General features: G+C 73.8%; 22 protein-coding genes and 1 tRNA gene. 8 read left to right on the forward strand and 15 right to left on the reverse strand.

Annotated features, from left to right (window positions below; all coding sequences use genetic code 11):
* Positions 1–70 precede the first annotated feature (70 nt).
* Positions 71–3,583: a methionine synthase gene (gene metH / locus ACLWS4_RS24325; RefSeq protein ID WP_380741657.1), complete on the reverse strand. Its 3,513-nt coding sequence runs from the start codon at positions 3,581–3,583 to the stop codon at positions 71–73.
* A 142-nt stretch (positions 3,584–3,725) separates the two neighbouring features.
* Here metH and ACLWS4_RS24330 point away from each other — a divergent pair, with 142 nt between their 5' ends.
* Positions 3,726–4,820, forward strand: coding sequence for a hypothetical protein (locus ACLWS4_RS24330; protein WP_380741658.1), 1,095 nt, complete (start codon positions 3,726–3,728; stop codon positions 4,818–4,820).
* A 322-nt stretch (positions 4,821–5,142) separates the two neighbouring features.
* On the forward strand, positions 5,143–6,096 hold the full coding sequence (locus ACLWS4_RS24335) for a PAC2 family protein (protein ID WP_049650984.1): 954 nt from the start codon (positions 5,143–5,145) through the stop codon (positions 6,094–6,096).
* Between the two features lie 100 nt (positions 6,097–6,196).
* Here ACLWS4_RS24335 and mshC read toward each other — a convergent pair whose 3' ends face one another.
* The 6 genes from mshC to ACLWS4_RS24365 form a co-directional block, all read right to left on the reverse strand.
* Positions 6,197–7,426 (reverse strand): cysteine--1-D-myo-inosityl 2-amino-2-deoxy-alpha-D-glucopyranoside ligase, encoded by a 1,230-nt coding sequence (gene mshC, locus ACLWS4_RS24340; protein WP_074002316.1) that lies wholly within the window; start codon positions 7,424–7,426, stop codon positions 6,197–6,199.
* Positions 7,427–7,655: 229 nt separating this feature from the next.
* Positions 7,656–8,492 carry a carbohydrate-binding protein gene (locus tag ACLWS4_RS24345; RefSeq protein WP_049650986.1) on the reverse strand — a complete coding sequence of 279 codons (837 nt, stop codon included), beginning with the start codon at positions 8,490–8,492 and terminating at the stop codon, positions 7,656–7,658.
* A gap of 124 nt (positions 8,493–8,616) precedes the next feature.
* The gene (locus tag ACLWS4_RS24350) at positions 8,617–9,546 is read right to left on the reverse strand and encodes an AraC family transcriptional regulator (RefSeq protein WP_107086412.1); all 930 of its coding nucleotides are present in this window, start codon (positions 9,544–9,546) and stop codon (positions 8,617–8,619) included.
* A gap of 127 nt (positions 9,547–9,673) precedes the next feature.
* Positions 9,674–10,471 carry an SCO1664 family protein gene (locus tag ACLWS4_RS24355; RefSeq protein WP_074002602.1) on the reverse strand — a complete coding sequence of 266 codons (798 nt, stop codon included), beginning with the start codon at positions 10,469–10,471 and terminating at the stop codon, positions 9,674–9,676.
* A 44-nt stretch (positions 10,472–10,515) separates the two neighbouring features.
* Complete coding sequence (locus ACLWS4_RS24360; protein WP_049650988.1) at positions 10,516–11,085, reverse strand: DUF3090 family protein; 570 nt, start codon at positions 11,083–11,085, stop codon at positions 10,516–10,518.
* 197 nt (positions 11,086–11,282) lie between these two features.
* Complete coding sequence (locus ACLWS4_RS24365; RefSeq protein ID WP_416875209.1) at positions 11,283–11,975, reverse strand: histidine phosphatase family protein; 693 nt, start codon at positions 11,973–11,975, stop codon at positions 11,283–11,285.
* Positions 11,976–12,136: 161 nt separating this feature from the next.
* On the opposite strand from ACLWS4_RS24365, the gene ACLWS4_RS24370 reads away from it, so the two are divergent.
* On the forward strand, positions 12,137–13,117 hold the full coding sequence (locus ACLWS4_RS24370) for a magnesium and cobalt transport protein CorA (protein WP_049650995.1): 981 nt from the start codon (positions 12,137–12,139) through the stop codon (positions 13,115–13,117).
* A 51-nt stretch (positions 13,118–13,168) separates the two neighbouring features.
* Here the strand turns inward: ACLWS4_RS24370 and ACLWS4_RS24375 are convergent, their stop codons facing one another.
* On the reverse strand, positions 13,169–14,215 hold the full coding sequence (locus tag ACLWS4_RS24375) for an LLM class F420-dependent oxidoreductase (RefSeq protein WP_416875210.1): 1,047 nt from the start codon (positions 14,213–14,215) through the stop codon (positions 13,169–13,171).
* 240 nt (positions 14,216–14,455) lie between these two features.
* Between ACLWS4_RS24375 and ACLWS4_RS24380 the strand changes: the two genes are divergently transcribed.
* Together ACLWS4_RS24380 and ACLWS4_RS24385 are read left to right on the forward strand one after the other, a co-directional pair.
* A complete protein-coding gene (locus ACLWS4_RS24380; RefSeq protein WP_074002315.1) occupies positions 14,456–15,436 on the forward strand; it encodes an aldo/keto reductase in 981 nt (326 codons plus the stop codon).
* 59 nt (positions 15,437–15,495) lie between these two features.
* Positions 15,496–17,661 (forward strand): helix-hairpin-helix domain-containing protein, encoded by a 2,166-nt coding sequence (locus ACLWS4_RS24385; RefSeq protein WP_416875211.1) that lies wholly within the window; start codon positions 15,496–15,498, stop codon positions 17,659–17,661.
* A gap of 120 nt (positions 17,662–17,781) precedes the next feature.
* Here ACLWS4_RS24385 and ACLWS4_RS24390 read toward each other — a convergent pair whose 3' ends face one another.
* The gene (locus tag ACLWS4_RS24390; RefSeq protein WP_049660402.1) at positions 17,782–18,387 is read right to left on the reverse strand and encodes a hypothetical protein; all 606 of its coding nucleotides are present in this window, start codon (positions 18,385–18,387) and stop codon (positions 17,782–17,784) included.
* Between the two features lie 363 nt (positions 18,388–18,750).
* On the opposite strand from ACLWS4_RS24390, the gene ACLWS4_RS24395 reads away from it, so the two are divergent.
* Positions 18,751–18,960 (forward strand): DUF5703 family protein, encoded by a 210-nt coding sequence (locus ACLWS4_RS24395; protein WP_037901221.1) that lies wholly within the window; start codon positions 18,751–18,753, stop codon positions 18,958–18,960.
* A gap of 157 nt (positions 18,961–19,117) precedes the next feature.
* Here ACLWS4_RS24395 and ACLWS4_RS24400 read toward each other — a convergent pair whose 3' ends face one another.
* The 3 genes from ACLWS4_RS24400 to ACLWS4_RS24410 form a co-directional block, all read right to left on the reverse strand.
* Entirely contained in the window at positions 19,118–19,999 is an 882-nt protein-coding gene (locus ACLWS4_RS24400; RefSeq protein WP_387819202.1) for a chaplin, read from the reverse strand.
* Between the two features lie 327 nt (positions 20,000–20,326).
* Positions 20,327–20,569, reverse strand: coding sequence for a chaplin (locus tag ACLWS4_RS24405; RefSeq protein ID WP_049659730.1), 243 nt, complete (start codon positions 20,567–20,569; stop codon positions 20,327–20,329).
* Between the two features lie 279 nt (positions 20,570–20,848).
* Entirely contained in the window at positions 20,849–22,180 is a 1,332-nt protein-coding gene (locus ACLWS4_RS24410) for a M20/M25/M40 family metallo-hydrolase (protein ID WP_049659731.1), read from the reverse strand.
* A gap of 304 nt (positions 22,181–22,484) precedes the next feature.
* Here ACLWS4_RS24410 and ACLWS4_RS24415 point away from each other — a divergent pair.
* Positions 22,485–22,569: transfer RNA gene (locus ACLWS4_RS24415), tRNA-Leu, on the forward strand.
* 188 nt (positions 22,570–22,757) lie between these two features.
* Here ACLWS4_RS24415 and ACLWS4_RS24420 read toward each other — a convergent pair.
* Positions 22,758–23,195, reverse strand: coding sequence for a hypothetical protein (locus ACLWS4_RS24420; RefSeq protein ID WP_387966341.1), 438 nt, complete (start codon positions 23,193–23,195; stop codon positions 22,758–22,760).
* Positions 23,196–23,651: 456 nt separating this feature from the next.
* On the opposite strand from ACLWS4_RS24420, the gene ACLWS4_RS24425 reads away from it, so the two are divergent.
* The gene (locus ACLWS4_RS24425; RefSeq protein WP_416875212.1) at positions 23,652–24,275 is read left to right on the forward strand and encodes a MarR family winged helix-turn-helix transcriptional regulator; all 624 of its coding nucleotides are present in this window, start codon (positions 23,652–23,654) and stop codon (positions 24,273–24,275) included.
* Here the strand turns inward: ACLWS4_RS24425 and ACLWS4_RS24430 are convergent.
* The gene (locus ACLWS4_RS24430; protein ID WP_416875213.1) at positions 24,268–25,629 is read right to left on the reverse strand and encodes a chloride channel protein; all 1,362 of its coding nucleotides are present in this window, start codon (positions 25,627–25,629) and stop codon (positions 24,268–24,270) included. The two genes, ACLWS4_RS24425 and ACLWS4_RS24430, sit on opposite strands and share 8 nt — an antisense overlap.
* 199 nt (positions 25,630–25,828) lie before the next feature.
* A complete protein-coding gene (locus ACLWS4_RS24435; protein ID WP_234348735.1) occupies positions 25,829–26,563 on the reverse strand; it encodes a TetR family transcriptional regulator in 735 nt (244 codons plus the stop codon).
* Between the last annotated feature and the right edge of the window lie 130 nt (positions 26,564–26,693).

Raw genomic sequence — 26,693 nt, forward strand, 5'->3', positions numbered from 1 at the left:
CGGCCCGTTCAGGATCATCAAGGATACGCCCGCTTCGTCCGGAAAGAGCGAATGCGGCGGGAACCGGGGGTTACCGGGCGTTGAAGTACTTCGCCTCCGGGTGGTGGATCACGATCGCGTCGGTGGACTGCTCCGGGTGGAGCTGGAACTCCTCGGAGAGCACCACGCCGATCCGCTCCGGCTTCAGCAGCTCGGCGATCTTGGCCCGGTCCTCCAGCTCGGGGCAGGCCCCGTAGCCGAGCGAGAAGCGGGCGCCGCGGTACTTGAGCGCGAACATGTCCTTGACGTCCTGCGGGTCCTCGCCGGAGAAGCCCAGCTCGTAGCGGACCCGCGCGTGCCAGAACTCGGCCAGCGCCTCGGCCAGCTGCACCGAGAGGCCGTGCAGCTCCAGGTAGTCCCGGTAGGAGTTCTCGGCGAACAGCTCGTTGGCCGCCTCGGAGATCCGGTTGCCCATGGTGACCACCTGGAGGCCCACCACGTCCCGCACCCCGGACTCCTCCGGGCGGAAGAAGTCGGCCAGGCAGAGCCGGCGCCCGCGCCGCTGGCGCGGGAAGGTGAAGCGGGTCCGCTCGGTGCCGTCCTCGTGGAAGACGATCAGGTCGTCGCCCTTGGAGTTGGCCGGGTAGTAGCCGTAGACCACGGCGGCCTCCAGCCAGCCCTCGGTCTGCAGGCGGTCCAGCCAGGCCCGCAGCCGCGGCCGGCCCTCGGTCTCCACCAGCTCCTCGTAGGACGGCCCGTCGCCGGCCCGGGAGGCCTTCAGGCCCCACTGGCCCTTGAACAGCGCGTCCTCGTCCAGCCAGGAGGCGTAGTCCGCGAACGGGATGCCCTTGACGATCCGGTCGCCCCAGAACGGCGGGACGGGCACGGCGTTGTCGACGGCGACGTCGGAGCGGATCTGGCCGAGGTTGACCTCGGGCTCCGGCTCCTCCACCTCGACCCGGGCGTGCCGGCGCTGCTTGAGCTCCGGCAGGGCCGCGCCGGGCACGCCGCGCTTGACCGCGATCAGCGCGTCCATCAGCCGCAGGCCCTCGAAGGCGTCCCGGGCGTAGCGGACCTCGCCCTCGTAGATCTCGTGCAGGTCCTGCTCGACGTAGGCCCGGGTGAGCGCGGCGCCGCCGAGGATCACCGGGAAGCTCGCGGCCAGCTTGCGCTGGTTCAGCTCCTCCAGGTTCTCCTTCATGATCACGGTGGACTTCACCAGCAGGCCGGACATCCCGATGACGTCCGCGTTGTGCTCCTGCGCGGCGTCCAGGATCGCCGAGACCGGCTGCTTGATGCCCAGGTTGACCACGTTGTAGCCGTTGTTGGACAGGATGATGTCGACCAGGTTCTTGCCGATGTCGTGGACGTCGCCCTTGACGGTGGCCAGCACGATGGTGCCCTTGCCCTCGCTGTCGGACTTCTCCATGTGCGGCTCCAGGTGGGCCACCGCGGTCTTCATCACCTCGGCGGACTGGAGCACGAACGGCAGCTGCATCTGGCCGGAGCCGAAGAGCTCGCCGACCACCTTCATGCCGGACAGCAGGGTGTCGTTGATGATCTCCAGTGCGGGCCGACCGGCCAGCGCCTCGTCCAGGTCGGCCTCCAGGCCCTTGCGCTCGCCGTCGATGATCCGGCGCTGGAGGCGCTCGTCCAGCGGCAGCGCGGCCAGCTCCTCCGCCTTGGACGCCTTGACCGAGGCCGAGGAGACGCCGTCGAACAGCTCCAACAGGTGCTGCAGCGGGTCGTAGCCGTCCCGGCGGCGGTCGTAGACCAGGTCGAGGGCGGCCTCGCGCTGGTCCTCGGGGATCCGGGAGATCGGCAGGATCTTGGAGGCGTGCACGATCGCCGAGTCCAGGCCGGCCTCCACGCACTCGTGCAGGAAGACCGAGTTCAGCACCACCCGGGCGGCCGGGTTGAGGCCGAAGGAGATGTTGGACAGGCCCAGCGTGGTCTGCACGGCCGGGCGGCGGCGCTTGAGCTCGCGGATCGCCTCGATGGTCTCGATGCCGTCCCGGCGGGACTCCTCCTGGCCGGTGGCCAGGGTGAAGGTGAGGCAGTCGACCAGGATGGAGCCCTCGTCGACGCCGTAGTCGGCGGTGAGCTCGGCGATCAGCCGCTCGGCGATCTCGACCTTCTTGTCGGCGGTGCGGGCCTGGCCCTCCTCGTCGATGGTCAGCGCGATCAGGCCGGCGCCGTGCTCGCGGGCCAGCGAGGCGATCCGGCCGAAGCGCGAGTCCGGGGCGTTGCCGTCCTCGTAGTTGACCGAGTTGAGCACCGCGCGGCCGCCGAGCGCCTCCAGGCCGGCCCGCAGCACCTGCGGCTCGGTGGAGTCCAGCACGATCGGCAGGGTGGAGGCGGTGGCCAGCCGGCCGGCGATCTCCTTCATGTCGGCGACGCCGTCGCGGCCGACGTAGTCCACGCAGAGGTCCAGCAGGTGGGAGCCGTCCCGGATCTGGTCGCGGGCGATCTCCACGCAGGCCTGCCAGTCGCCGGCCAGCATCGACTCGCGGAACTTCTTCGAGCCGTTGGCGTTGGTGCGCTCGCCGATCGCCAGGTACGAGGTGTCCTGGCGGAACGGCACGGCCTGGTACAGCGAGGCCGCCGAGGGCTCGGGGCGGGGGTCGCGCGGGGCGATCGGGCGGCCCTGGACCCGCTCGACCACCTGGCGCAGGTGCTCGGGGGTGGTGCCGCAGCAGCCGCCGACCAGCGAGAGGCCGTACTCGCGGGTGAACACGTCGTGGGCGTCGGCCAGTTCGGCCGGGGAGAGCGGGTAGTGGGCGCCGTCCTTGCCGAGCACCGGCAGGCCCGCGTTCGGCATGCAGGACAGGCCGATCCGGGCGTTCTTGGCCAGGTAGCGCAGGTGCTCGCTCATCTCGGCCGGGCCGGTGGCGCAGTTGAGGCCGATGTAGTCGACGCCCAGCGGCTCCAGCGCGGTGAGCGCGGCGCCGATCTCCGAGCCGAGCAGCATGGTGCCGGTGGTCTCCACCGTCACCTGCACCAGCACCGGCAGGTCCAGGCCGGCCTCGGCCAGGGCCCGCTTGGAGCCCAGGATGGCGGCCTTGGTCTGCAGCAGGTCCTGGCTGGTCTCGACCAGCAGCGCGTCGGCGCCGCCGGCGATCAGGCCGGCCGCGTTCTGCTGGAACCCGTCGCGCAGCGTCTCGTACGGGGCGTGGCCGAGCGTCGGCAGCTTGGTGCCGGGGCCGATCGAGCCGAGCACCCAGCGGGTGCGGCCGTCGGCGGCGGCGTGGGCGTCGGCCGCCTCGCGGGCGATCCGGGCGCCGGACTCGGACAGCTCGAAGATCCGCTCGGCGATCTCGTACTCGCCGAGGGCGCTGAAGTTGGCGCCGAAGGTATTGGTCTCCACGCAGTCCACGCCCACCGCGAAGTAGGCCTCGTGGACGGACCGGACGATGTCCGGGCGGGTGGTGTTGAGGACCTCGTTGCAGCCTTCGAGGTTCTGGAAGTCCTCCAGCGTCGGGTCCTGCGCCTGGAGCATGGTGCCCATGGCACCGTCGGCGACCACCACCCGGGTGGCGAGCGCTTCACGCAGCGCGTTCGCACGGTTCTGCTGAGTGATGGACGGGGTGGCTGCTGTGGCCATGGGCTTCTCCCTGGTGCGACGGCTGTCGGCTTTGCGGACCCGCTTGCTCGGGCCCGCACGTGGCCAGGGTATCCGGCCCACGGGTCGGCCCGCCGTTCCATTCCGTATCCTGAGCGTTCGACCGCAAGGGGGGAGCAAGCGCGTGGCCCGATTCGGGACCTCCGCGCAGCGAGCCGGTCGGGCCCTGACGGCCCCGTTCCGCGTGCTGCGCGACCGCTGGCGGGCGTGGTCGTGGTGGCGCCGGTCACTGCTGGCCCTGGTGCTGGTGGCGGCCGTGCCGGCCACCGCGCTGGGCTCGGTGTTCGTACTGTTCCGGCTGCACTACACCGGCGAGCCCGCCGCCGACGCCCGCACCCGGGGCCGGGACGCGCTCTGGCTCGGCCACGCCTGGGTGGACGGCCGCAGGACCGAGGCCGACGTGGCCGCGCTCGGCCGGCAGCTGGCCGGCACCGGCATCCGGGACCTCTACGTGCACACCGGCCCGCTGGAGCACGACGGCTCGCTGCCGCCCGCCGTCCACCCCCGGGGCCGCTGGTTCACCGACACCGTGCACCGGGAGCTGCCCGGCGTACGGCTTCAGGGCTGGCTGGGCGACGAGGTCAAGCCGGAGAAGGACGCCCTGGACCTGGAGGACGGCCCGACCCGGGACCGGGTCACCGCCTCCGCCCGCCAGGTGCTGGACCTCGGCTTCGACGGGGTGCACTTCGACATGGAGCCGATCCGCCCGGGTTCGGCGGGCTGGCTGGCCCTGCTCGACCAGGTCCGCCCGGTCACCGCGGGGCGCGGCGCCAAACTGTCGGTGGCGGCCCCGCAGATCGACCCGGTCCCCGGCCTGCACACGGCCGGGATCCTGCTCACCGACCACGGCAAGTGGTGGGACCAGGCGTACTTCACCGAGACCGCCCGCCGGGTCGACCAGATCGCGGTGATGAGCTACGACACCTCGATGCCCACCGAGCCGCTGTACGGCGGCTACGTCGCCCGGCAGACCGAACTCGCCCTGCGGGCCACCCCGGCCGACGTGGACCTGCTGATGGGCCTGCCGTTCTTCTGGGACGACAAGTGGGGGCACTGGGGCGACGCCGAGACCGTCCGGGCCGCCGTCCGGGGCGTCCGGCTGGGCCTGGGCCGGGAGGACCGGCGGCGGGCCGGCTTCGGCGTCGCGCTGTACGTGGACTTCGCCGCGCTGCCCGAGCACTGGACGGCGTACCGCGACGGCTGGGTGGACCCGGAGTAGCGCGCCCGGCGGGCCCGCGCGCCGGGCGGCGGCGGGCACAGCGCGTCGCCGGTCGAACACGCTCCGCCCCTGGTGAACGCCTGACGGACCGTCAGCTCCGGCGCCGCCGATATCCGGTGGATCCCGGCGGTCCGCTCCCCCAGACTGTCCCGGTGCCCGGCCGCGGTGCGCATCAAAGCCCGTAGGCTGGGCAGGTAGGGACCATGGAGCGAGGCGTTCCATGGGAGACGAGAGGTTCGACAGTCGGCAGCCGGCCCGTCGGCGCCCCGGCAGGCCAGCCGGGGCGGCGCAGGTCCGACCGCCGACCGGAGGGAGACGCTGGGTGATCGAGCTGGAAGATGTTCCCGAGTTGATCGACCCGGTGATGGTCTGCGCCTTCGAGGGCTGGAACGACGCGGGCGACGCCGCCTCCGCGGCTCTGGCACACCTCGACGAGACCTGGAACGGCAAGGTGTTCGCCGCGCTGGACGCGGAGGACTACTACGACTTCCAGGTCAACCGGCCCACGGTCTGGCTGGACGGCGGCATCCGCCGGATCACCTGGCCGACCACCCGGCTCTCGGTGATCCGGGTGACGGAGCCGACGACCAGGGACGTCGTGCTGGTCCGCGGCATCGAGCCGAGCATGCGCTGGCGCTCGTTCTGCAACGAGCTGCTGGGCTTCGCCCACGAGCTGGGCGTCGAACTGGTGGTGATCCTGGGCGCCCTGCTCGGGGACACCCCGCACAGCCGCCCGGTGCCCGTCAGCGGGGTCACCTCCGACCCGGACCTGGCCCGTCGGCTAGACCTGGAGGAGAGCCGCTACGAGGGCCCCACCGGCATCGTCGGGGTGCTCCAGGAGGCCTGCACCCACGCCGGGGTGCCGGCCGTGACGCTGTGGGCCGCGGTGCCGCACTACGTCTCGCAGCCGCCGAACCCGAAGGCCACCCTGGCCCTGGTCAACAAGCTCGAGGACCTGCTGGACCTGCGCATCCCGCCGGGCGAGCTCGCCGAGGACGCCCGGGCCTGGCAGCTCGGCGTGGACCAGCTGGCCGCCGAGGACAGCGAGGTGGCCGAGTACGTCCAGCAGCTGGAGGAGGCGCAGGACACCGCCGAGCTGCCGGAGGCCTCCGGCGACGCCATCGCCCGCGAGTTCGAGCGCTACCTGCGCCGCCGGGAGAACGTCGGGCCGACCGGCGAGAAGCCGGTGGCCGGGCACGCCACGGCGGAGCGGCCGGCCGATCCGGAGGCGCCGGGCGGCGCCCGGGAGAGCCAGGACGGCGCCGAGGACGAGTAGCCCGTACCGCACACGCCGAAGGGGCGTCGGGACCGCGTGGTCCTGACGCCCCTTCGGCGTGTGGTGCGGTGGCCCCGGCGCCGGGGCTACCGCACCCGGGTCACAGCGCGACGCCGAGCAGGGCGTCCACGGTGCGGGTCACCAGGCCGGGAGCGCCGATGTCGGTGCCGCCCTCGGCCTCCTGCCGGTCCGCCCAGCGGTCGACCGCGGCCAGCGCGGCGGGCGCGTCCAGGTCGTTCGCGAGCGCCTCGCGCACCTCGGCGAGCAGCTGCTCGGCCGAGGGGCCGTCCGGGCGGGAGACCGCGGCGCGCCAGCGGGCGAGGCGCTCGACGGCCTCGTCCAGGGTGCTCTTGGTCCACTCCCAGTCGGCCCGGTAGTGGTGCGAGAGCAGCGCCAGGCGGATCGCCGCCGGGTCGACGCCCTCGCGGCGCAGCGCCGAGACGAAGACCAGGTTGCCGCGGGACTTGGACATCTTGTGCCCGTCCAGGGCGACCATGCCGGCGTGCACGTACGCCTGGGCGTACGGGTGGGCGCCGGTGGCGACCTGGGCGTGCGCGGCGCCCATCTCGTGGTGCGGGAAGGAGAGGTCGCTGCCGCCGCCCTGGATGTCGAAGGACATCCCGAGGTACCGGAGGGCGATGGCGACGCACTCGATGTGCCAGCCGGGGCGGCCGTGGCCGAGCTCGGTGTCCCAGGCGGGCTCGCCCGGGCGGGCGGCCAGCCAGAGCAGGGCGTCCAGCGGGTTGCGCTTGCCGGGGCGGTCCGGGTCGCCGCCGCGCTCGGCGAAGACCGGGCGCATGGCCTCGCGGGTGAGGCCGGAGACCTCGCCGAAGCGCGGGTCGGCGTCGACCGAGAAGTAGATGTCGCCGTCGACGTGGTAGGCGGCGCCGGAGGCCAGCAGCTTCTGCACGATCGGGACGATCCACGGGATCGACTCGACGGCGCCGATGTAGTGGGCCGGCGGGAGCATCCGCAGCGCGGTCATGTCCTCGCGGAACAGGGCCGTCTCGCGCTCGGCGAGGGCGGTCCAGTCCTGGCCGGTCTCGACCGCGCGGGCGAGCAGCGGGTCGTCGACGTCGGTGACGTTCTGGATGTACAGGACGTCGTGACCGGCGTCCCGCCAGACGCGCTGCACCAGGTCGAACGCGTTGTAGGTGGCGGCGTGGCCCATGTGGGTCGCGTCGTAGGGCGTGATGCCGCAGACGTAGATCCGGGCGGTGCCGTCCTGCGGCACGACCTCCCGGACTGTGCCCGCTGCGGTGTCGTGGATACGGAGGGGGAGCCCCTGACCAGGCAGGGCGGGAACCTCGGAGGCGGGCCAGGCATGCATGGAAACAACTTTAACCTTGCGAACATTTGAAAGCCTAACCAGTACGAAAGATCGACTGGATTCGTTTCCTACCGTTGCCCGACAGTTTCCCGACTGGTAGTGCACGGATCCGGCGCTGTCGGAACGCGTGGTGTACGCCCCCCGCACCCGGCTCCGGGCATGGGTGAGCGCCCGGTCGGCCCTGCCGCCGACCGGGCGCCCGGCTCCTCGGGTGGAGCGGCCGGAGCCGCTACGACCGCTGCCAGAGGGCCGGCACGTTCGGCGGCTCCCAGCCGGCCATGGCGGTGTGCGCCTGGAGGCAGGTGTAGGAGACGCCGGAGTAGGTCACGCGGTCGCCCGCGTTGTACGAGGTGCCCGCGGCCCAGCTCCCGCCGGGCGGCGTGGTCGGGCCACCGGTGGAGGTGGAGGTCGGGGTGGGCGTGGGGCTCGGCGTGCCCGGGGTCTGCGCCACGTTCAGCACGAAGTCGTAGCTGCCCTCGCGGGTCGACCCGTTCTGCCGGACGTTCATCAGCAGCCGGGCGTCGTAGATGGTGTCCGTGTTGTTGCGCGGCTCGCCCGGGAAGTACAGCTGGGTGGTGACGATCGAGCGGCCGGGGGCCTGGAGCTTGACGTGGATGTGCCGGGTGCGGCCCGGGTAGAGGCCGGGCACGATGGTGTCCAGCTTGTAGGCGCCGTTGGCGTCGGTGAACTGGTGGCCGCGGAAGGTGTATCCGCTGTTGTCGTAGTTGCCGCCGTCGTCGGCCTGCCAGAAGTCCAGCAGCACACCGGAGATGGGCCGGCAGGCGCGACCGAAGACGTAGCCGCTGACGACCAGGCGGGTGCCGGGGCCGTCGTTGACCATCGAGCTGCGAAGCGGGGAGTTGGGCTTGAAGTACGGGCCCTCGGTCTGCTCGATGGTGGGGGCGTCGCCGTCGTGGCACTCGGGGGTGAGGGCGAGCGGCTCGCCGGTGCCGATCTGGTCCCGGGCCAGTGCGACCCCGCCGCCGACGAGCAGCGGGGCGGCCCCGAGCGCGGCGGCGGCCTTGAGGACGGTCTTGCGGCTGATCATGCCGTCGGGCGTGGGCATGCGCCGTCTCCTTATCGTGAGGCGGGGGGTGGGGGCGGCCCTTGCCATGGTGGGGGCATGACAAGGGCCGGACCGGCCGCCCGTCCGTGCGCGCCGGACCGGCCACCGGTGGCCACCAGCAAAGTTACGGGCCGTCCGGTGCGACCGCGATGGACATGATCCGGGGATCGTGGTGATTTCCGTCGACCCTGGACCGGAACTCCCCCGGGGTCATCCCGGTCTCCCGGCGGAAGAACCGGCAGAAGTACGCCGGGTCGACGAAACCCGCCTCCTTGGCGACCTGACGGATCGTCAAATCCGTGCAGGCGAGCAGCCGTTTGGCCTCCAGGGTCTGCTGGCGGCGGATCAGACCGCCGGGCGTCCGGCCGGTGGCCTGCTTCACCAGGGTCTGCAAGTGCCCCGGGGAGACGCCGAGTTCCTGCGCGGTGGAGGCCACCGAGTGCCGCACCCCGCCCGGCCGGGCGATCAACCGGGTGAAGGCGGCGGCCACTTCGGCCGGGCGGCCGGGCACCGACGGGCGGTCGGCCGGGGCGCAGGCGCGCAGCGCCCGGACGATCAGGATGTGCAGGCTGGCCCGCAGCACGCCCTGGTAGCCGGGGCCCCTGGTCCGGTACTCGTACTCCATGTCGGCGAGCAGCGCGGCGACCGCGTCGGCCTGGTCGCCGAGCGCGAGGGCCGGGCGGGTGGCCAGCGCCCGCAGGGCGGCGAGGTCCTGGGGGTGGCCGAGCAGGAAGTCCTCGTTGAACAGGACGACCCGGCCGACCAGCTCCTCGGCGTCCGCCCAGTAGTGCACCTGGCCGGGCGTGATCACGCACAACTGCGGTGGCGCCAGCGGCCGGTGGACGAGGTCCAGGACGTGGGCGCCGTGGCCGCCGGTGACGTGGACGATCTCGTAGAACGAGTGCCGGTGGGGGAAGCCGGCCCGGGAGAGCGGGCCGATCGCGTCGAAACTGCCGATGGCGAAGGGGAGCAGCTGGGGCAGCGGGACCTGTAACCGGTGCAACGGCAGGTCCGGCGTGGTTCGGGGGGTGGGGGTCGTCCGTCGCACATCCATCGGAGCAGTGTGCGACCTGTTCCGGGGACAGGTCCAGACCATCTGCCGCCGTTTTCGGCGAGCGGTCCGGGCCACCGGCGCTCCGGGGCACCGGTTCGGGCTCCGGCCGGCACCCGCCGGACCCGTCCTAGACCGGCGGCCAGGGGATCGCGGGCCAGTCCTCGGGCGGCAGCGGGTGCCGGCCGGAGCCGCGCAGCGCGGCCACCCGGGCCCGGGTGGCGTCCAGTTCGGCCGCCGTCAGGTGCGGGGCGAGGCGCTCGGCGAGCTCGCCGTCCAGCTGTTCGGCCAGCCGGGCCAGCACCTCCAGCGCCTCGGCGGGCAGCGGGTCGCCGGCCCAGCCCCAGAGCAGGGTGCGCAGCTTGTCCTCGGTGTTGAAGGTGACACCGTGGTCGATGCCGTACACCCGGCCGTCCGCGGCCGGGATCAGGTGACCGCCCTTGCGGTCGGCGTTGTTGAGCACCGCGTCCAGGACGGCGAGCCGGCGCAGCCGCCGGTCGTCGTGGTGCACCAGCAGGGCCGTCCGCCCGCCCTCGACCTCGGCCCGGACGATCGGCAGCCAGCCCGCCTCCGGGCCGCGCGGGTCCTGGAGCGCGAGCAGCGGCTCGGCCGTCGGGTCCGGCTCGACCCACAGCTGCAGCATGCCGGGCCCGTGCGGGCCGTCGCGCAGCACGGTCGGCGGGATCAGCGCCCAGCCGGTCGCGGCGGACAGCTCGTACGCGGCGACCTCGCGGCCGGCCAGCGTGCCGTCCGGGAAGTCCCACAGCGGGCGCTCCCCGGCCACCGGCTTGTAGACGGCCTGCGCGCTCAGCGAGCCGTGCGCCACCGTGCAGTACAGCGCGGCGTTGGAGGCGTCGGTGAGCCGCCCGTGCACCGTCAGCCCGCCCTGGCGCAGCAGCGCGAGGGCGGTGGGCACGTCGGCGGCCAGCGCGGCGGCGGCCGACGGGTCGGCCTGCGGCGGGGTGTCGGTGTTCAGCGCCGGTAGCCGTTCGCGCGCGGGCACAGGTGGCCCTCCGGGTCGAGCGGCAGGTTGCAGAACGGGCAGGGCTTGCGGCCGGCCGCGACCAGGTCCAGCGCGCGCTTGGCGAAGACCCGGGCCATCGCGCCGGACAGCCGCACCCGCAGCATGTCCGGGCCGTTCTCGTCGTCGGTGAAGGCCGCCTCGGCGGCGTCCTCCTCCTCTTCCTCCTCGACCAGCGCCTGCGCCTCGACCACCAGGCAGGCGTCCACGCTGTCCCAGGCCAGGGCCATGGTGCCGACCCGGAACTCCTGCTCGAGCGGGAGGTCCAGCGGCGCGGTGTCGAGCAGGTCGTTCGGGGCGGCGGCCGGGATGGACGTGTCGCCGCCGCTGCGCCGCAGCGCCTCGTCCAGGACCTCCTCGATGCGCTCGGCGAGCGCCGCGACCTGGGTCTTCTCCAGCAGCACGCTGGTGATCCGGCCCCGGGCGCTGGCCTGAAGGTAGAACGCCCGGGCGCCGGGCTGGCCGACGGTGCCGGCCACGAACCGTTCGGGCTGGTCGTAGAAGAAGACCTGACGGGGCACGCTCTCGCTCCGGATCGTGTCGGTCGGCGCGGTTCCGCCGGGGGCGGGCCGCGGCCGGATGGACTCGCTAGTCACCCTACGACCTTCGGGCTCCGGCCGGGGAGCCGAGCCGACGGCCGCGGGCGGGGTGGCACCCGGGGAAGCGGACGGTGCCGCCGCGGACGGCGCCTCCCCGGACGGCCCGTCGGCGGCGCGGCCTAGACGGTGCCGCCGACCACCGCGTCGCCGGCCGGGGTGGCCGCCGCCGGGCCGGGCCGGGGGGCGAGCGAGGCGAGGTCACCGGTGTCGCCCATCCGCAAGACGAAGGGCCGCTGCGGGGTGTAGCGGATCGCGGTGACCGAACAGGGCTCGACGCTGATCCGCTGGAAGTGGTCCAGGTGCAGCCCGAGCGCGTCGGCCACCACGGCCTTGATCACGTCCCCGTGCGAGCAGGCGATCCAGACCGCGTCCTCGCCGTGCTCGTCCGCGATCCTCCGGTTCCACTCGCGCACCGCGTCCACCGTGCGGTGGCTCAGCTCGCGCAGCGACTCCCCGCCGGGGAAGGCGGCCCCGGCGGCGTGGTCCTGCACGGTGCGCCAGAGCGGCTCCTTGGCCAGCTCGGCCAGCGGACGGCCGGTCCACTCGCCGTAGTGGCACTCCCCCAGCCGCTCGTCCTCGGCCGGCGGCCCGAGCTCGGGCCGGACCGCCAGCATCGGCTCCAGCGTCTGCCGGCAGCGCTCCAGCGGGCTGCTGACCGCCCGCACCAGCGGGATGCCGGCCAGTCGGCCGGCCAGCGCGGCGGCCTGGTCCCGGCCGGTGTCGTCGAGGTCCACGCCGGGGGTCCAACCGGCCAGGATTCCGGCGGTGTTCGCGGTGGAGCGGCCGTGACGGACGAGCAGCAGGGTGGGCATGGGGTCAGCCTACGGCCTCCGGGCCCGGCCGTGGAGACCGGATTTCCCGCCCGTCCGGCCCGCGGCGGCCGGGTCCGCCACCGCCCCGGCCGCCGGGGGCCGGTGGACCGGAATCCCCCGGATCCGTGCCGGACGGCCCCGCTCGGGTGACAATGGCCCGCATGATCGTCCACTGCGCCGCCTACCACGACGGCCGCCGCATCGAGGCCCCCGAGGACCTGGCCGGCGCACTCGCCGCCGCCCGCGCGGCCGGTCCGGACGGCTTCGTCTGGATAGGCCTGTTCGAGCCCACCGCCGAGGAACTCGACCGCGTCGGCCAGGAGTTCGCGCTGCACCCGCTGGCCGTCGAGGACGCCGTCAGCGCCCACCAGCGCCCCAAGGTGGAGGCGTACAAGGGCTCGCTGTTCGTCGCGCTGAAGACCCTCGGCTATCACCCCGGCGGGCACGTCGTCACGGTCGGCGAGGTGATGGTCTTCCTCGGCCCGGACTTCGTGATGACCGTCCGGCACGGCGAGGACAGCCCGCTCGGCGGACTGCGGGCCGCCCTGGAGCAGGACCCCGAGCAGCTGCGGTACGGGCCCAGCTCGGTGCTGCACTCGGTCTGCGACACGATCGTCGACGGCTACATGGACGTGGCCGCCGGGCTCCAGACCGACCTGGACGAACTGGAGGCGGACATCTTCTCCCCCTCCCGGGTCGACCGCGACACCGCCGGACGGATCTACGGCTACAAGCGCCAGGTGATGTCCGTGCGCCGGGCCACCGGCCCGCTGCTGGAGCCGATGCTGGCCCTGGAGCGCGGCGCCCGCTTCGTCCGTCCCGAGGCCGCGCCCTACCTGCGGGACGTCGCCGACCACGTGGCCCGGGTGAACGACCAGGTGGACGGCATGGACCGGCTGCTGTCCGACATCCTGAACGCCAACCTGGCGCAGGTCAGCGTCCAGCAGAACAACGACATGCGGAAGATCTCGGCCTGGGCGGCGCTGGCCGCCGTACCGACCATGATCGCGGGCATCTACGGGATGAACTTCGAGCACATGCCGGAGCTGCACCAGATCTGGGGGTACCCGGCGGTGCTGGTGCTGATGACGGTGGTCTGCCTGGTGCTGCACCGGGTGTTCAAGCGGCACGACTGGCTGTAGCTCCGGTGGTCGGACCACAGGCGGTCGGGCCGCTCGGACACCCGGCCCCGGTCAGGCCAGTCCGGCGCGCTCCAGCGCCTCGACACCGGTGCGCAGCGCCAGGATCCGCTCGTCCAGGGTGAACCCGGCCGGGGCCAGGGTGAGCGTGGTGACGCCCGCCTCGGCGTAGGCCTGCATCCGGTCGGCGATCCGGGCGGTGTCGCCGATCAGCGAGGTGGCGTCGATCAGGTCGTGCGGGACGGCGGCCGCGGCGCCCGCGTAGTCCCGGGCGAGGTACTTCTCCTGGACCTCGTCGGCGGCCTGCTCGTAGCCCATCCGCCGGGCGAGCTGGTTGTAGAAGTTCTTCTCCTTGCTGCCCATGCCGCCGATGTAGAGCGCGGCGTACGAGCGCAGGGCGTCGACGCCGGCCTTGATGTCCTCGCCGACCGCGAGGTTCACGGTCGGGCAGAGGTCGAACCCCTCCAGCGTCCTCCCGGCCTTGGCGCGGCCGGCCGTCAGCGGGTCGAGGGAGAGCGCGGCGTGCTCGGGCGAGAAGAAGATGCCGAGCCAGCCGTCGGCGATCTCGCCGGTCAGCTCCAGGTTCCTGGGCCCGATCGCGGCGATGTACAGCGGGATGTGCTCGCGCACCGGGTGCACGGTGAGCTTGATCGGCTTGCCGGGGCCGCCGGGCAGCGGGAGCGTCCAGTGCTCGCCCTCGTGCACCAGGCGCTCGCGGGACATCGCCTTGCGGATGATCTCCACGTACTCGCGGGTGCGGGCGAGCGGCTTGTCGAACTTCACCCCGTACCAGCCCTCGGACACCTGCGGGCCGGAGACGCCGAGGCCGAGCCGGAACCGGCCGCCGGACAGGGTGTCCAGGGTCGCGGCGGTCATCGCGGTCATCGCCGGGGTGCGCGCCGGGATCTGGAAGATGGCCGAGCCGACGTCGATCCGCTCGGTCTTCGCGGCGACGAAGCTGAGCACCGTCGCGGCGTCCGAGCCGTACGCCTCCGCCGCCCAGCAGACGGAGTAGCCGAGGCGGTCCGCCTCCTGGGCCACGGCGATGTTGTCGGCGTCCATGCCGAGTCCCCAGTAGCCGAGGTTGATCCCGAGTCGCATCTGCCGCACCTTCCAGTGGGTTGGGGTTGGTCGCGAGGGTAACCGTGCCCGCACCGAACACGCTACTGACGGGTAGGGGTGGATCCGGTCACACCGGTGCTGTTGATCGTTCTGCGGGTCTGCACCTCTCTCCGCGCACCGGCCGCTACGCTCAGCCGACGTGGGGAGCGCTCTCCCCACCTGCGCGTTCACAGGGCCGCCGGGGCTCCCGGGGCCACCGGCCAGTGGAAGGCCCGTCCGATGGAAAAGCGTCACCTCGGCCGTACCGGCCTCCAGGTCTCCCGACTCGGCCTCGGCACCATGACCTGGGGCCGCGACACCGACGAGCAGGAGGCCGCCGAGCAGCTCAAGGAGTTCGTCGACGCCGGCGGCAACCTGGTCGACACCGCCGACGTGTACGCGGACGGCGGCGCCGAGTACCTGATCTCCCGGCTCACCGACAGCCTGGTCCCCCGCTCCGAGCTCGTCATCGCCACCAAGGCCGGCAGCGTCCCCGAGTCCGCCCGCCGCTTCGACGGCTCGCGCGGCCACCTGCTCGCCGCCCTGGACGCCTCGCTGCGCCGGCTCGGCACCGACTACGTCGACCTGTGGCAGGTGCACTCCTTCGATCCGGTGACCCCGGTCGAGGAGACGCTCAGCGCCCTCGACATCGCCGTCTCCTCCGGGCGCGCCCGCTACGTCGGGGTCTGCGACTTCAGCGGCTGGCAGCTCGCCAAGTCCGCCGCCTGGCAGCACGCCCACCACGGGCGGGTGCCGCTGGCCGGGGCGCAGCTGGAGTACTCGCTGCTCCAGCGCGGCATCGAGCGGGAGGCGCTGCCCGCCGCGCTGGACGCCGGGGTCGGGGTGCTGGCCGGCTCGCCGCTCGGGCGCGGGGTGCTCACCGGCAAGTACCGGCACGGCGTCCCGCAGGACTCGCGCGGCGCCTCGCCGTACCTGTCCGGGTTCGTCCAGCCGTACCTCGGGGAGCGCTCGCGGCGGATCGTGGACGCCCTCGCCACCGCCGCCGACGGGCTCGCCAGCACCCCGCTGGCCGTCGCGCTGGCCTGGGTCCGGGACCGGCCCGGGGTGGCGAGCGCCCTGGTCGGGGCCCGGACGGTGGCCCAGCTGCAGTCGGCGCTGTCGGTGGAGGCGCTTACGCTTCCGGATGAGATCCGTGGTGCGCTGGACGACATCTCGTCGCCGGTGCACCACTACCCGGACCAGGGGTGGACGGAGCTGTGACCACCGGCCCGGGTCGTCGAGCAGAACCTGCAGTGGAGTGACCTTTGGAGCGGACGACGATGACTGACACGGGGAACGGCGCTCCGGAGGTGACCGCCGGGGCCAAGCTGACCCCGGAGGCGAAGGCCGCGAAGTTCGCGGAGCTGGCCCAGCGGATCCGCGGCATGCAGCCGGAGGACGCCGCGGACCGTGCCGCACGGGCGGGTGCCGCCCGGGCGGAGGCCTCGATGGCGGAAGCCCCGGCTGAGGAGGATCCGACGGAGGAGGCCCCGGAGCCCGGCGGGTCGGAACCCGGCGAGCCGGAGCCCGGGGAGCCGGAGCCGGCCGCTGCGGCCCCGGTCGCGGCCGCCCCCGCTCCGGCCCGGGTCCCCGCCCCGGCCGCCCCCGCCCCGGTGGTGTCCGACCGGCAGCGCGAAGAGGTGCTCCGCGCCACCGTCGAGGTGCTGACCGCCGGCGGCGCCCCGGCCGACCTCGCGGCCGCCGCCGTGGCCGCGCTCGGCGAGGAGGCGCCCGCACGGCTGCGCGAGGACCCGTGGGCGGTGCTGGGCCTGCCCGGCGTCCGGCCCGAGCACGCGGACGGCTTCGCCCGGGAGCTGCTCGGCGCCGGTGCCGGCCCGGGCGACGAGCGCCGCGCCCGGGCGCTGGTGCCGTGGCTGCTGGAGCAGGCGGCGCTGCGCGGGCACTCCGCCCTGGAGCTGGCCGAGGTGGCGGTCGGGCTCGACCGGCTCCGGATGCCCGAGCCGGCCACCGCGATCCAGGCCGCCGTCGAGGACGGGCGGGTGCTCTCCTTCCAGGAGGAGCTGGCCGGCCCCGAGGCGCACGCGGCGGGGGGCGACGAGGAGGACGAGGCGCCGACCCGGACGCTGCTCGCCCTGGCCGGGCTGGCGATGGCCGAGGACAGCCTCGCCGAGAAGCTGCTCCAGCTGATGGCCACCTTCGTGCCGGGCGAGGACGCCGAGGAGACCGGGGACGCCGACGATTCCGAGCACGCGGAGGCCGCCGAGGGCTCCGCCCAGCAGCCCCCCGCCGCCCCCGGCCCGGCCGCCTGGGCGGCCGCCGCCGAGGCCGCGTCGTCCTCCTCCGCGACCGCCCTGATCAAGGCCGTCGCCGAGCACGCCCTGGTGCTGCACACCGGCGGCGAGGCGGCCCGCGCCGAGCCGGCCGCGCTGGTCGCCGCCGCCCGCGGCCTCGGGCTGCGGGCCTGGGCCGCCACCTGGACGGACCAGGGCCGGGACTCCCTCGCCGCACTCGCCGAGGCGGGCGCCGGGGCCCCCGTGGTCACCCTCGCCGAGCTGCTCTCCGGCGCCGCCGGCCCCGGCCGCGCCCCGGACGGCACGCTCGCCCTGGACCTGCTGGTCGTGCTGGACGCCCCGCTGCTGGACGTCGACCTGGCCGCCGTCGTCCTGGAGTCGCTGGCCGACGGCACCCGGCTGGTACTCAGCGGGGACCCGGGGCAGCTCTGGTCGGCCGGCCCCGGGCGGGTCTTCGCCGACCTGCTGGCCGCCAAGGCCTGCCCGGCGGTCGCCTCCCGCACCCCGGACTTCGGCCCGATCGGCGAGCTGGTCTCCGGTGTCGGCATCGGCGAGCTCCAGCCCGTCGAGGCGCCGGACAAGGAGGTGGTCATCCTGACCGCCAAGGACGCCGGCGAGGCCGTCCACCGCGCCGTCCAGCTGCTCACCGACTCCATCCCGCGCGCGCTGGGCATCCCGGCCGAGCAGGTGGTGCTGCTCACCCCGGGCCACGGCGGCCCGGCCGGCACCCGCGCGCTGAACGCCGCCGCCAAGGCCCGGCTCAACCCCGGCCCCGGCCGGTTCGGCGGCTTCGACCCGGGCGACCGAGTGGTCGACTCCCCCACCCCCGGCGTCACCCGCCCGGCCCGGGTGCTGGACGGCGACGCCACCGGTCTGCACCTGGAGTACGCGGACGGCTCGCACCGGACCGTCCCGCCGGCCGAGGCCGCCCGGCTGCGGCACGGCTGGGCGCTGACCGTCCACCAGGCGGTCGGCCGGCGCTGGCCGGGCGCGGTCGTGGTGGTCCCGGAGGACGCCGCCCAGGCGCTCACCCGGCAGTGGGTCTACACCGCCTTCGGCCGCGGCGAGCGGCACCTGTCCGTGGTGCACGCGGCGGGCCCGGCGCTCGTCCAGGCCGTCGCCGAGCGCCAGGCGCAGTCGCGCACCACCCGGCTGCGGGCGGTCCTCGCCGAGAACGCCGCCTCGGCGTACTGACCGGCGTTCCGGCCGGCCCCGCTCCGGCGGGCCGCCGGCCGGAACGCACGACGGGCGGGCCCCGGTGTTCCCGGGCCCGCCCGTCGGCCGTCCTGCACGGCGTCGGTCGTCCTGTCCGCGTCAGTCGTCCGGGTCCTCGTCGTCGTAGACCTCGCTCACGTCGAACCGGCAGATCAGCAGCTGCGGGTCGGCGTGCTCGAAGGGCTCGGGCAGCCACTCGCCCGGCTCGGTCGGCTCGGTGGCCGCGACCCAGAGCGTCGAGTCGGCCTCCTCCAGGCCGAACTCCTCGCTGCGGGCGGCGATCTCGTCGGGCTCGTACTCGCCGAACAGCACGCCGATCGCGGCGTTCACCCCGCCCGCGCCGGCGCCGCCCGGGGTCAGCGACTCGTCCAGCCGCTCGGCCTGGGCACGCAGCCGCTCGGGGTCGACGACGTGGTAGTCACGGCGGATCAACACGCTGATCGCCTCGGGCTGTTCGGGGCCGTGGTACCCGCCGGGGCCCTCGTCCCCGGGGATCTCGAAGGGCGTGACCTCGTCGTAGGCCTCGTACAGGAGCTGGTCGTAGGCGATGGCCGCCGTCGCGAGCTGCTCGTAGGCGGCGGTGACGGCGGGATCATCGGCTGCGTTGGGGCTTGACACCGCTTCCAGATGACGGTCGATGGCGGCCTTGACCGCCTCAGCGGCGGCGCGTACCTCGGCAATGGTGGGCTGCGCGGCATCAGACATGGTGCAGACGCTATCTCCCCGCGGTGTCGCCACGCACAGCGGTTGTCACCTACACCCGCGATTTCACCGCAACTTCCCCCCTGATGTCCGATCCGTCCCGCTTCGTCCCCACGCGCCACCGGCGCGAAGCGGGCGCGGAGGGCGCACGCCGGGCCCGCCGAGGCCGTCCGGCTGCCGCTTCGCGCGCCGGGATCGGGGTATCCCCTCCACAGTGGCAACAGGACTGATGCACTGTCAGTCGGCGGCCGGGGCCGCACCCGTTCCGACCGTCGCCCGCGCACGGGAGGACGGCCGGAAATACCCGGGCCGACTGTCCGGGGCAGGCCGTAGGCTTGCCTGAAGGTGATCCCCAGGAGGAGCGTTTTGACCCCACGGAAGCCGGTCCGGCAGCCGGAGTACGAGTACCAGTCCCTGCGCATGCCGCGCGGCACCACGCGCAACGCGGCGCGCCAACTGCTCACCGAGCACGCCGAGTACGGGCACTGGGAGCTCGACCGGCTGCGGTTGTTCCCCGACGGCAGCCGGACGGTCCGGCTGAAGCGGCGGATCATCCGGCAGGTCCGGAACTGGTGACGGGCGGGGCATAGCGGCCCCGGGCGGCAGCGAGCCCTCACGCGTCCGCGGCCGCCCGTTCGCTCGGCGGCCGCGGATGCGTCGTTCCTCAGGTACGCCCGGGGGCGGGCGCGCACCGGTCCCGCTCAGTGCGCGCCCTGGTTCCCCGCCCGCCGTGTCAGCGGGCGCCGGCCCGGGCCCGGCGGTAGAGCACGCCGCCGCCGAGCAGCATCGCGAGGCCGGCGGCCCCGAGCAGCTCGACGTTGCCGGCACCGGTGGTGGCCAGCTGGGCGGACGGCGCCGGCTTGGCGGCGGGCGCCACGGCCGCGGACGCGGAGGTGGCCGGAGCCACGCCGGTGCGCGCGACGCTCGTCACCTCCTCGGAGGAGGTCTGCGGCGGGGTCGGGCAGGTCTCCACGCAGCCCTCGGCCGGCGGCGTCGGGGTGACCTTCTCGACCTTCTCCACATTGGCGCAGTCGTTGCCGAAGGCCGGGTTGCCGACGCCGGCCACGTTCACCGAGTTGCCGCAGGCGTTGACCGGAACGTCCACCGGCGCCTGGACGCTGTTGCCCGAGAGCACGCCCGCCGAGTTGGCGGCGACACCGGAGGCGCCGGCACCCGGGACGTCGACACCCGTGCCATCGGCACCCGGAACCTTGGTGGCCGGACCCGCGGCGTCCGGGACGGCACTCGCCGGGAGGGTACTGGCCGGCAGAGTGCTGGCCGGGAGGGTGCTGGCCGGAGCCGTGGCACCCTGGCTCCCGCTGGCACTGGAGCTGTCGGTACGGTCGGCGCCGGTGGCGCCGGACTGGCCGCCATGGGCGGGCTTGGACGCCTGATGGCCGCCGCCGTTGACGTTGGCACAGCGGTTGCCGAAGGACGGGTTCAGCAAGCCGATCACATCGATCGTGTTGCCGCAGGCATTGATCGGCACCTCGATCGGCACCTGGACCGAGTTGCCCGAGACGACACCGGGTGAACCGGTGGCCACCCCCTGCGCGTCGGCGCCCCCCGCGTAGGCGTAGCCGGCGGTCGAGGCCAGCACACTGCCGGTGGCCACGGCCGTGAGGATCCCCTTCTTGGCTACTTTCCTCATGTTTTCCCCTGACATTTCGAGACGACGTGTCGACCTTGGCATGAACCTTGCAAAAAAGTCGGAATTTCCGTATATCCGTAAATCACGCAAGGGCTTCGGCTGCACACGGGTTAACGAGAGGCCAACGGGGAGGTTGAGCAACGAAACCCCGCTTCACTCGATCGAGTGATCATGTCGGATCCCGTGTATCCGGTATCCCAGCGGGGACGCGAACGCCCCCGGCGCGGCGCGTCCGCCGCCCGGGGGCTCGCGTGAGCCGGCTCAACAGGCCCCGACGGCCCGGAGGTCGACTCAGAAGTTGGCGCAGTGGTTGGCGAACGCCGGGTTCAGCACGCCCACGACGCTCACGGTGTTGCCGCAGAAGTTGACCGGGATGTGCACCGGAACCTGGATCTGGTTGCCCGAGACGACACCCGGGGAACCGGCGGCCACACCCTCGGCGGCGGCGCCGCCCTGAGCGGACGCGACACCGGCGGCGGCGAGCACCAGGCCACCGGTGGCGGCGGCGACAGCGGCGATCTTCTTGACCTTCATCATTCCTCCTGTATGGACAACGCAACCCGTTCGGCGGGCTGCACAGGGATGAACGACGCTGCGGCAAACGGGGTACGGAGTGGATCTCCCATTCACCCGCAACGGTGAGATCTCGCACACATGATCGGCCTGGAATTCCGAGCAGAATCGCTTCTGTCGATCTCTTTCTTCCTGTCCCACAATCATCAGCTCGGACAATGCGGTCGGCCCGCCCCCGGAACTCCGGGAGCGGGCCGACCCAGTCACCTGATCAGCGCGGGCACCGCCGCGCGGAACGGCTCAGCAGGCGTCGATGAAACGGTCCAGCACCCGGGCGCCGAACTTCAGCCCGTCCACCGGCACCCGCTCGTCCACGCCGTGGAACATCCCGGCGAAGTCCAGCTCCGGCGGCAGCTGGAGCGGCGCGAAGCCGAAGCAGCGGATGCCCAGGTCCTGGAAGGACTTGGCGTCCGTCCCGCCCGACAGGCAGTACGGCACCGCGCGGGCGATCGGGTCCTCGGCCCGCAGCGCGGTCTGCATCGCCTCGACCAGGGCCCCGTCGAAGCCGGTCTCGATCGCCTTGTCCGAGTGCAGGCTCTCGCGCTTCACGCGCGGGCCGAGCACGCTGTCCAGCTCGGCCAGGAACTCCTCCTCGTAGCCGGGCAGGAAGCGGCCGTCCACGTGCGCGGTGGCCTGACCGGGGATCACGTTGACCTTGTAGCCGGCGCCGAGCATGGTCGGCTGGGCGGTGTTCCGCAGCGTGGTGCCGATCATCTTGGCGATGCCGCCGAGCACGCGCAGCGTCTCGTCCATGTTCTCCGGGTCCAGCTCGACCCCGAGCGCGTCCGACAGCTCGTCCAGGAAGGCCCGGACGGTCTTGGTGATCCGCAGCGGGAACTGGTGCCGGCCGAGCCGGGCAACCGCCTCGCACAGCTCGGTGATCGCGTTGTCGTCGTTCTCCATCGAGCCGTGGCCGGCCCGGCCCTCGACCGTCAGGCGCATCCAGTGCATGCCCTTCTCGGCCGTCTCCACCAGGTAGAGGCGGACCTGGTCGTTGACCGTGAAGGAGAAGCCGCCGACCTCGCCGATCGCCTCGGTCACGCCCTCGAACAGCCCGGGGTGCTTGTCCACCAGGAAGCGCGCCCCGTAGGTGCCGCCGGCCTCCTCGTCGGCGAGGAAGGCCAGCACGATGTCGCGCGGGGGCTTGCGCCCGGTGCGCAGCCGGTCGCGGATGACCGCCAGGGTCATCGCGTCCATGTCCTTCATGTCCACCGCGCCGCGCCCCCAGACGCAGCCGTCCGCGATCTCACCGCCGAACGGGTCGTGGGTCCAGTCCGCCGCGTTGGCCGGCACCACGTCGGTGTGGCCGTGGATCAGCAGGCCCGGACGGGAACGGTCCTCGCCCTCGATCCGGACCACGGTCGAGGCCCGCCCCTTGGCCGACTCGAAGATCTTCGGCTCCAGCCCGAACTCGGCGAGCTGCTCGGCCACGTACTCGGCCGCCTTCCGCTCCCCCGGGCCGGATCCGTCCCCGTAGTTGCTGGTGTCGATCCGGATCAGATCGCGACAGATCTCGGCGACCTCCGACTCAGCCGTCACCTTCGGCGCCGCCGACTCGCTCCGCTCGCTCACGGTCACTCCTCGCGTCTTGGGCCCGCACCGACGCACCAGCGCGCCACCCCCAGGACCTGCACCCGGGCCGTACGAGCACGTCCGCCCATCCTCCCCCAGCCCCCGATCCCGATCCAGCCCCCGCACGTTCCCGAAACCCGCTGGTCACGCCCCCGCCACACGCCGCCCCTTGCCCCCGCCACCCGTCGGACCCGCCCGCCGGGAGCCCGCCGGAAACCGTTTTGGGACCCCAAGCCGATCTTTGCTACAGTTACATCTGTCAGCGCGACGGACGAGAGATCGGAAGCCGCGAGGACGACACCTAGTCCGGGTGGCGGAATGGCAGACGCGCTAGCTTGAGGTGCTAGTGCCCTTTATCGGGCGTGGGGGTTCAAGTCCCCCCTCGGACACCGAAAGAAAGGCCCCAGTTGATCTGGGGCCTTTCTGCTTTTCCGGTGCGGATCGCCCCTGTGGCGCGGGTCACCGCTGTGGTGCGACCGCCACGGGCGGATGCCCGGCCGGTGGGAACCGGCCGGGCATCCGGGTGGGCCTGGCCCGACGGGACGGTGCGGGTCACGCCCGAGGTGGCAGGGCTCGGTCAGCCCTCGTTGGCAGCGGCCGGAGCGGCGGCCTCGGCCGGAACCGCGGCCTCGGCCGGGGCGGCAGCGGGGGCGGCAGCCTCGGCCGGAGCCGCGGCAGGAGCCGCAGCCGGGGCAGCGGCGGGCGCGGCGACCGCGGCGGCCGGGGCGTCGGCGGGGGCCGCGGCCGGGTCGACGAAGGTGGCACCCGAACCCGTGAAGGAACCGGTGACGCCGCTGTCGTCCGCCCAGATCCAGAAGTCCTCGTGCGAGACGCCATCGGGGCCGACGTGGGATTCGAGGGCCGCGAGACCGGCGCCGTTCTCGTTGGCGGTGAAGTAGCCCTTGCCGTAGTTCGCGTCGATGCCTCCAGTGCCGGCCGAGGCGAGGCCGGCGCAGCCGAGGACCAGCGGAACGGTGAGGGCGCCGACAGCCACGACTCGCTTGAGAGCACGCATGAAAATCTCCTCCACGGAGTTTCTGGATCGAGTGGCGGCGCCGGTCGGCCCCGCCGCGATTCAGACAGCCACGGCCCGCACCCCGCCGCAACCGGCGCCGCGACCCGTCCGGCCTCACGCCCCGTCAGAATCGCCGATCCCACCAGCGGAAATACAGTTCGTATGCCTATCTCGCAGGATCAGTCGGCTGGAGCACTCCCCCGTCACCCCTCGTCCCGATCGGCCCCCCGCCACGGACCGCCGCCGCACCGCCCGTCCCGCCCCGTCCCTCGGCAGCGTCATTCGAACGGGCCGATACGCGGCTCCGGCGTACGGGAACGGTTGGCTGGCGGCTCGGGCGGCCGACGCACTCTCGCGGATCGCACGTCCGGCTCCCATCGAAGTCCCGCCCTCGGCGGGCGGGTTGACGGACCACCCCCTTGACAGGCGCGCCGCACAATGCAGAATGACTTCATTATGAAGCAGGTACATACATTGGAGGAAGCGGCGGCCGGCCCGTTGGGGCGGGATGCCGAGGGCCGGCTGTACGACAGCAGGGTGCGGACGGCCATGGGCGTGTTCACCAAGGGCGGGGACACCCTGGCGCTGGAGGCGGCGGCCGCCGCACGCTCGGCGTTCCACGCGGTGGAGAAGCTGCGGGCGCACGGATCACGGGGACGGGGGCTGAGCGCGGGGGCGCTGGACGTGCTGGTGCGGCTCGGCGAGGCGAGCAGGACGGGTGGAGCGGACGGAGGGGGTGAACCGGGCCTGACGGTGGGCGAGTTGGCCCGGGCCGGCGGGGTGAGCCCGCGCAATGCGACCGGCCTGGTGGACACCCTGCAGCGGGAGGGTCTGGCCCGCCGCTCCCCCGACCCGAACGACCGCCGGGCGGTGCTGGTCACCGCGACGGCCGAGGGGCTGGCCTGGCTGGAGGAGTTCCGGGCGCCCACCGAGCGCGCGATGGCCGCCGTCTTCCGCGGCTTCAGCGCCGAGGAGCTGGCCCAACTGCGGCACCTGTGCCTGCGGTTGGTGGAGAACCAGCAGCAGATCGAGCAGTACCTGACCGCGGTCCCGGACGGCCCGGGTGCAGAGGTCAGCTGACCCCGGAGCCCTCCGTGCGGCCGGCCGGGGCGGCCTCCCGCTTCGGCCGGCCGCGCAGCGCCTCCGCGGTGATGAAGGACGCCACCGTGGACACGATCAGCAGCGGCATCGAGTTCGCCGCCTCGCCGCCGAGCAGGGCCGCCGCGAGGACGGTACTGGTGACGGGCAGGCCGGTGACGGCGGCACCGGAGGCCGCGAGGCCGACGGCCAGGGCGGGCGCGGCACCGAAGCCCGGCAGCGGCGCGCAGGCCGTACCGAGCGCCGCGCCGAGCAGGATCGCCGGGAAGATCGGGCCGCCGCGCAGGCTGCCGAGGGCGATCGACCAGCCCAGCCCCTTGCAGAGCACCAGGGCGAGCAGCGCGCCGACCGGCCAGGCGGCCGGGTCGGCGGCGAGCGTGCCCAGGGTGGCCTGCCCGGAGAGCGCGGCCTCCTCCGGGGAGCGGCCGGTGAGCAGGGCGTACGCGGCGAGGCAGCCGCCGACGGCGACCGCGCACAGCACGGTGCGCAGAGCCGTCTGCCGGGCGGTGCCGGTCGTGGTGAGGGTCTTCACCCGGCGGCCGACGGTCTGCCCGGCCACGCAGACCACGGCGATCGCGACGGCCAGCGGGACGCCCCAGAGGAAGTCACCCGCGTCCGGGACCCCGCTCTTCGGCACGTGCGGCAGCGAGAGCGCGCCGATCGCCAGGCCGGTCCAGTGGCCGAAGCCGGTGAAGACCAGCGCGCCGACCCCGCCGGCCAGCAGGCTGGGCAGGATCAGCGCGATCAGCTGCGGGCCGCCCAGCCCGGCCGCCTCGATCAGCATCACGGCGGCCACCAGCGGGCTGCCGAAGATGGTGGAGATCGCGGCCGCCGCCCCCGCCGTCCCCAACACCGCCACCAGCTGCGGCTGTTCGGCCCGCCGGGCGGACCGGACGGCGAGCAGGGCGAGGCCGCCGCCGAGCGCCATCAGCGGTGCCTCCGGGCCGAGCACCACGCCCAGCGGCAGACCGGCGAGCGCGGCCAGCACCACGCCGGGGACGGCGACGGGCGGCGTGGGCGGGCCGCCCAGCCCGTCCACCGGGACGTGGCCGCCGCGCCCGGGCAGCCGGGTCACGACCGGGGCGAGCAGCAGGCCGGCCAGCAGCAGCGCGGGCAGCGGCCACCACCAGGGGGCGCGCCCGTAGCCGGCCGCGGTCGGCAGGCTCTCCCAGACCCAGTGCTGGAGTTCGTGCTCCAGGCCGACGAAGCCGAAGGCCGCCAGCGAGACCGGGATGCCGACCAGTGCCGAGATCAGCAGCAGGCGCGGGTAGCCCTTGTGCAGCAGCACCTCGTGCAGGGTCGGGCCGCTGCCCGGCTGCCGGGACGTCGTCGGCATCGCCGCTCCCTCGCGCTCCCGGGCCGCCCGCCGCCCGGGAGGCCCCGTCCTGCGACCGAGTCTCGCCCGGCGCCGGGAGCCGCGCACGGCGCACGGGCCGTCAACCGGGGCCGCGGCGGGCGCGACTGCGCCGTCCGGGTGACGGTCGGGGACGGGGTGGGCGGGGCGGGGGCTCCTTGCCGGGCCCGTACGACGGGCCTCAGCGGGCGTCGGTGCCCAGCGCGCTCTCGATGCTCTGGACCATCCGCCACAGCGGCGCCCGGCGGCTGGCGACCAGCACCACGACGTCGTCGGACTCGCCCTCGGCGGCGGCCTCGGCCGGGCGGTCGCCCCAGGTGCCGGTGACGAAGGCCATCGCCGCGTCCACCTCGGCCACCCAGTCGCTCTTCCCGCCCGAGCGCAGCCAGGTGCGCAGGGCGTGGTTGTGCGCGGAGACGACGGCGGCGGCGATCACGTCCGCGCGCAGGGGGCCGTCCGGGCGGTCGGCGAAGCGGCCGCGCAGGTAGGCGGCGAGGGTGTGCTCGTAGCGCCAGACCACGGACAGCTCGTACGCCCGCAGGCCGGGCACCTTGCGGGTCAGCCGGTAGCGCTGGACGGAGAAGGAGGGCTGCTCGGCGTACATCCGCAGGACCAGGCGGGCGGCGTCGCAGGCGTGCTTGACCGGGTCCTCCTCGCCGGTGCCGGACTCCAGGAACTCCGTCATCTCGGCGAGGCTGCGCTCGTGGTCGGGGAAGACCACGTCCTCCTTGGCCGGGAAGTAGCGGAAGAAGGAGCGCCGGCCGACGCCGGCCAGCGAGACGATGTCGTCGACGGTGGTCTGTTCGAAGCCGCGCTCCAGGAAGAGCTCGAAGGCCGCGGCCACCAGCGCCTCGCGCATCGCCGGCTTCGAGGGCCCGTCATTCATGGGCTGGTCCTGCTCTTCCTTCTCGCTCATCCACCGGAACCTAACATCCGTGCGCGGGGTCGGCGCCGACGGCCGGGCCGCTTCCGGGACCGGCCGTCGGTGCGTGTGTGTGCGCGTTACGGGAGGTTGCGGGCCATCACGATCCGCTGGACCTGGTTGG

Source organism: Kitasatospora sp. SC0581, from assembly GCF_048159585.1.
In the GTDB taxonomy this organism is placed as follows: domain Bacteria; phylum Actinomycetota; class Actinomycetes; order Streptomycetales; family Streptomycetaceae; genus Kitasatospora.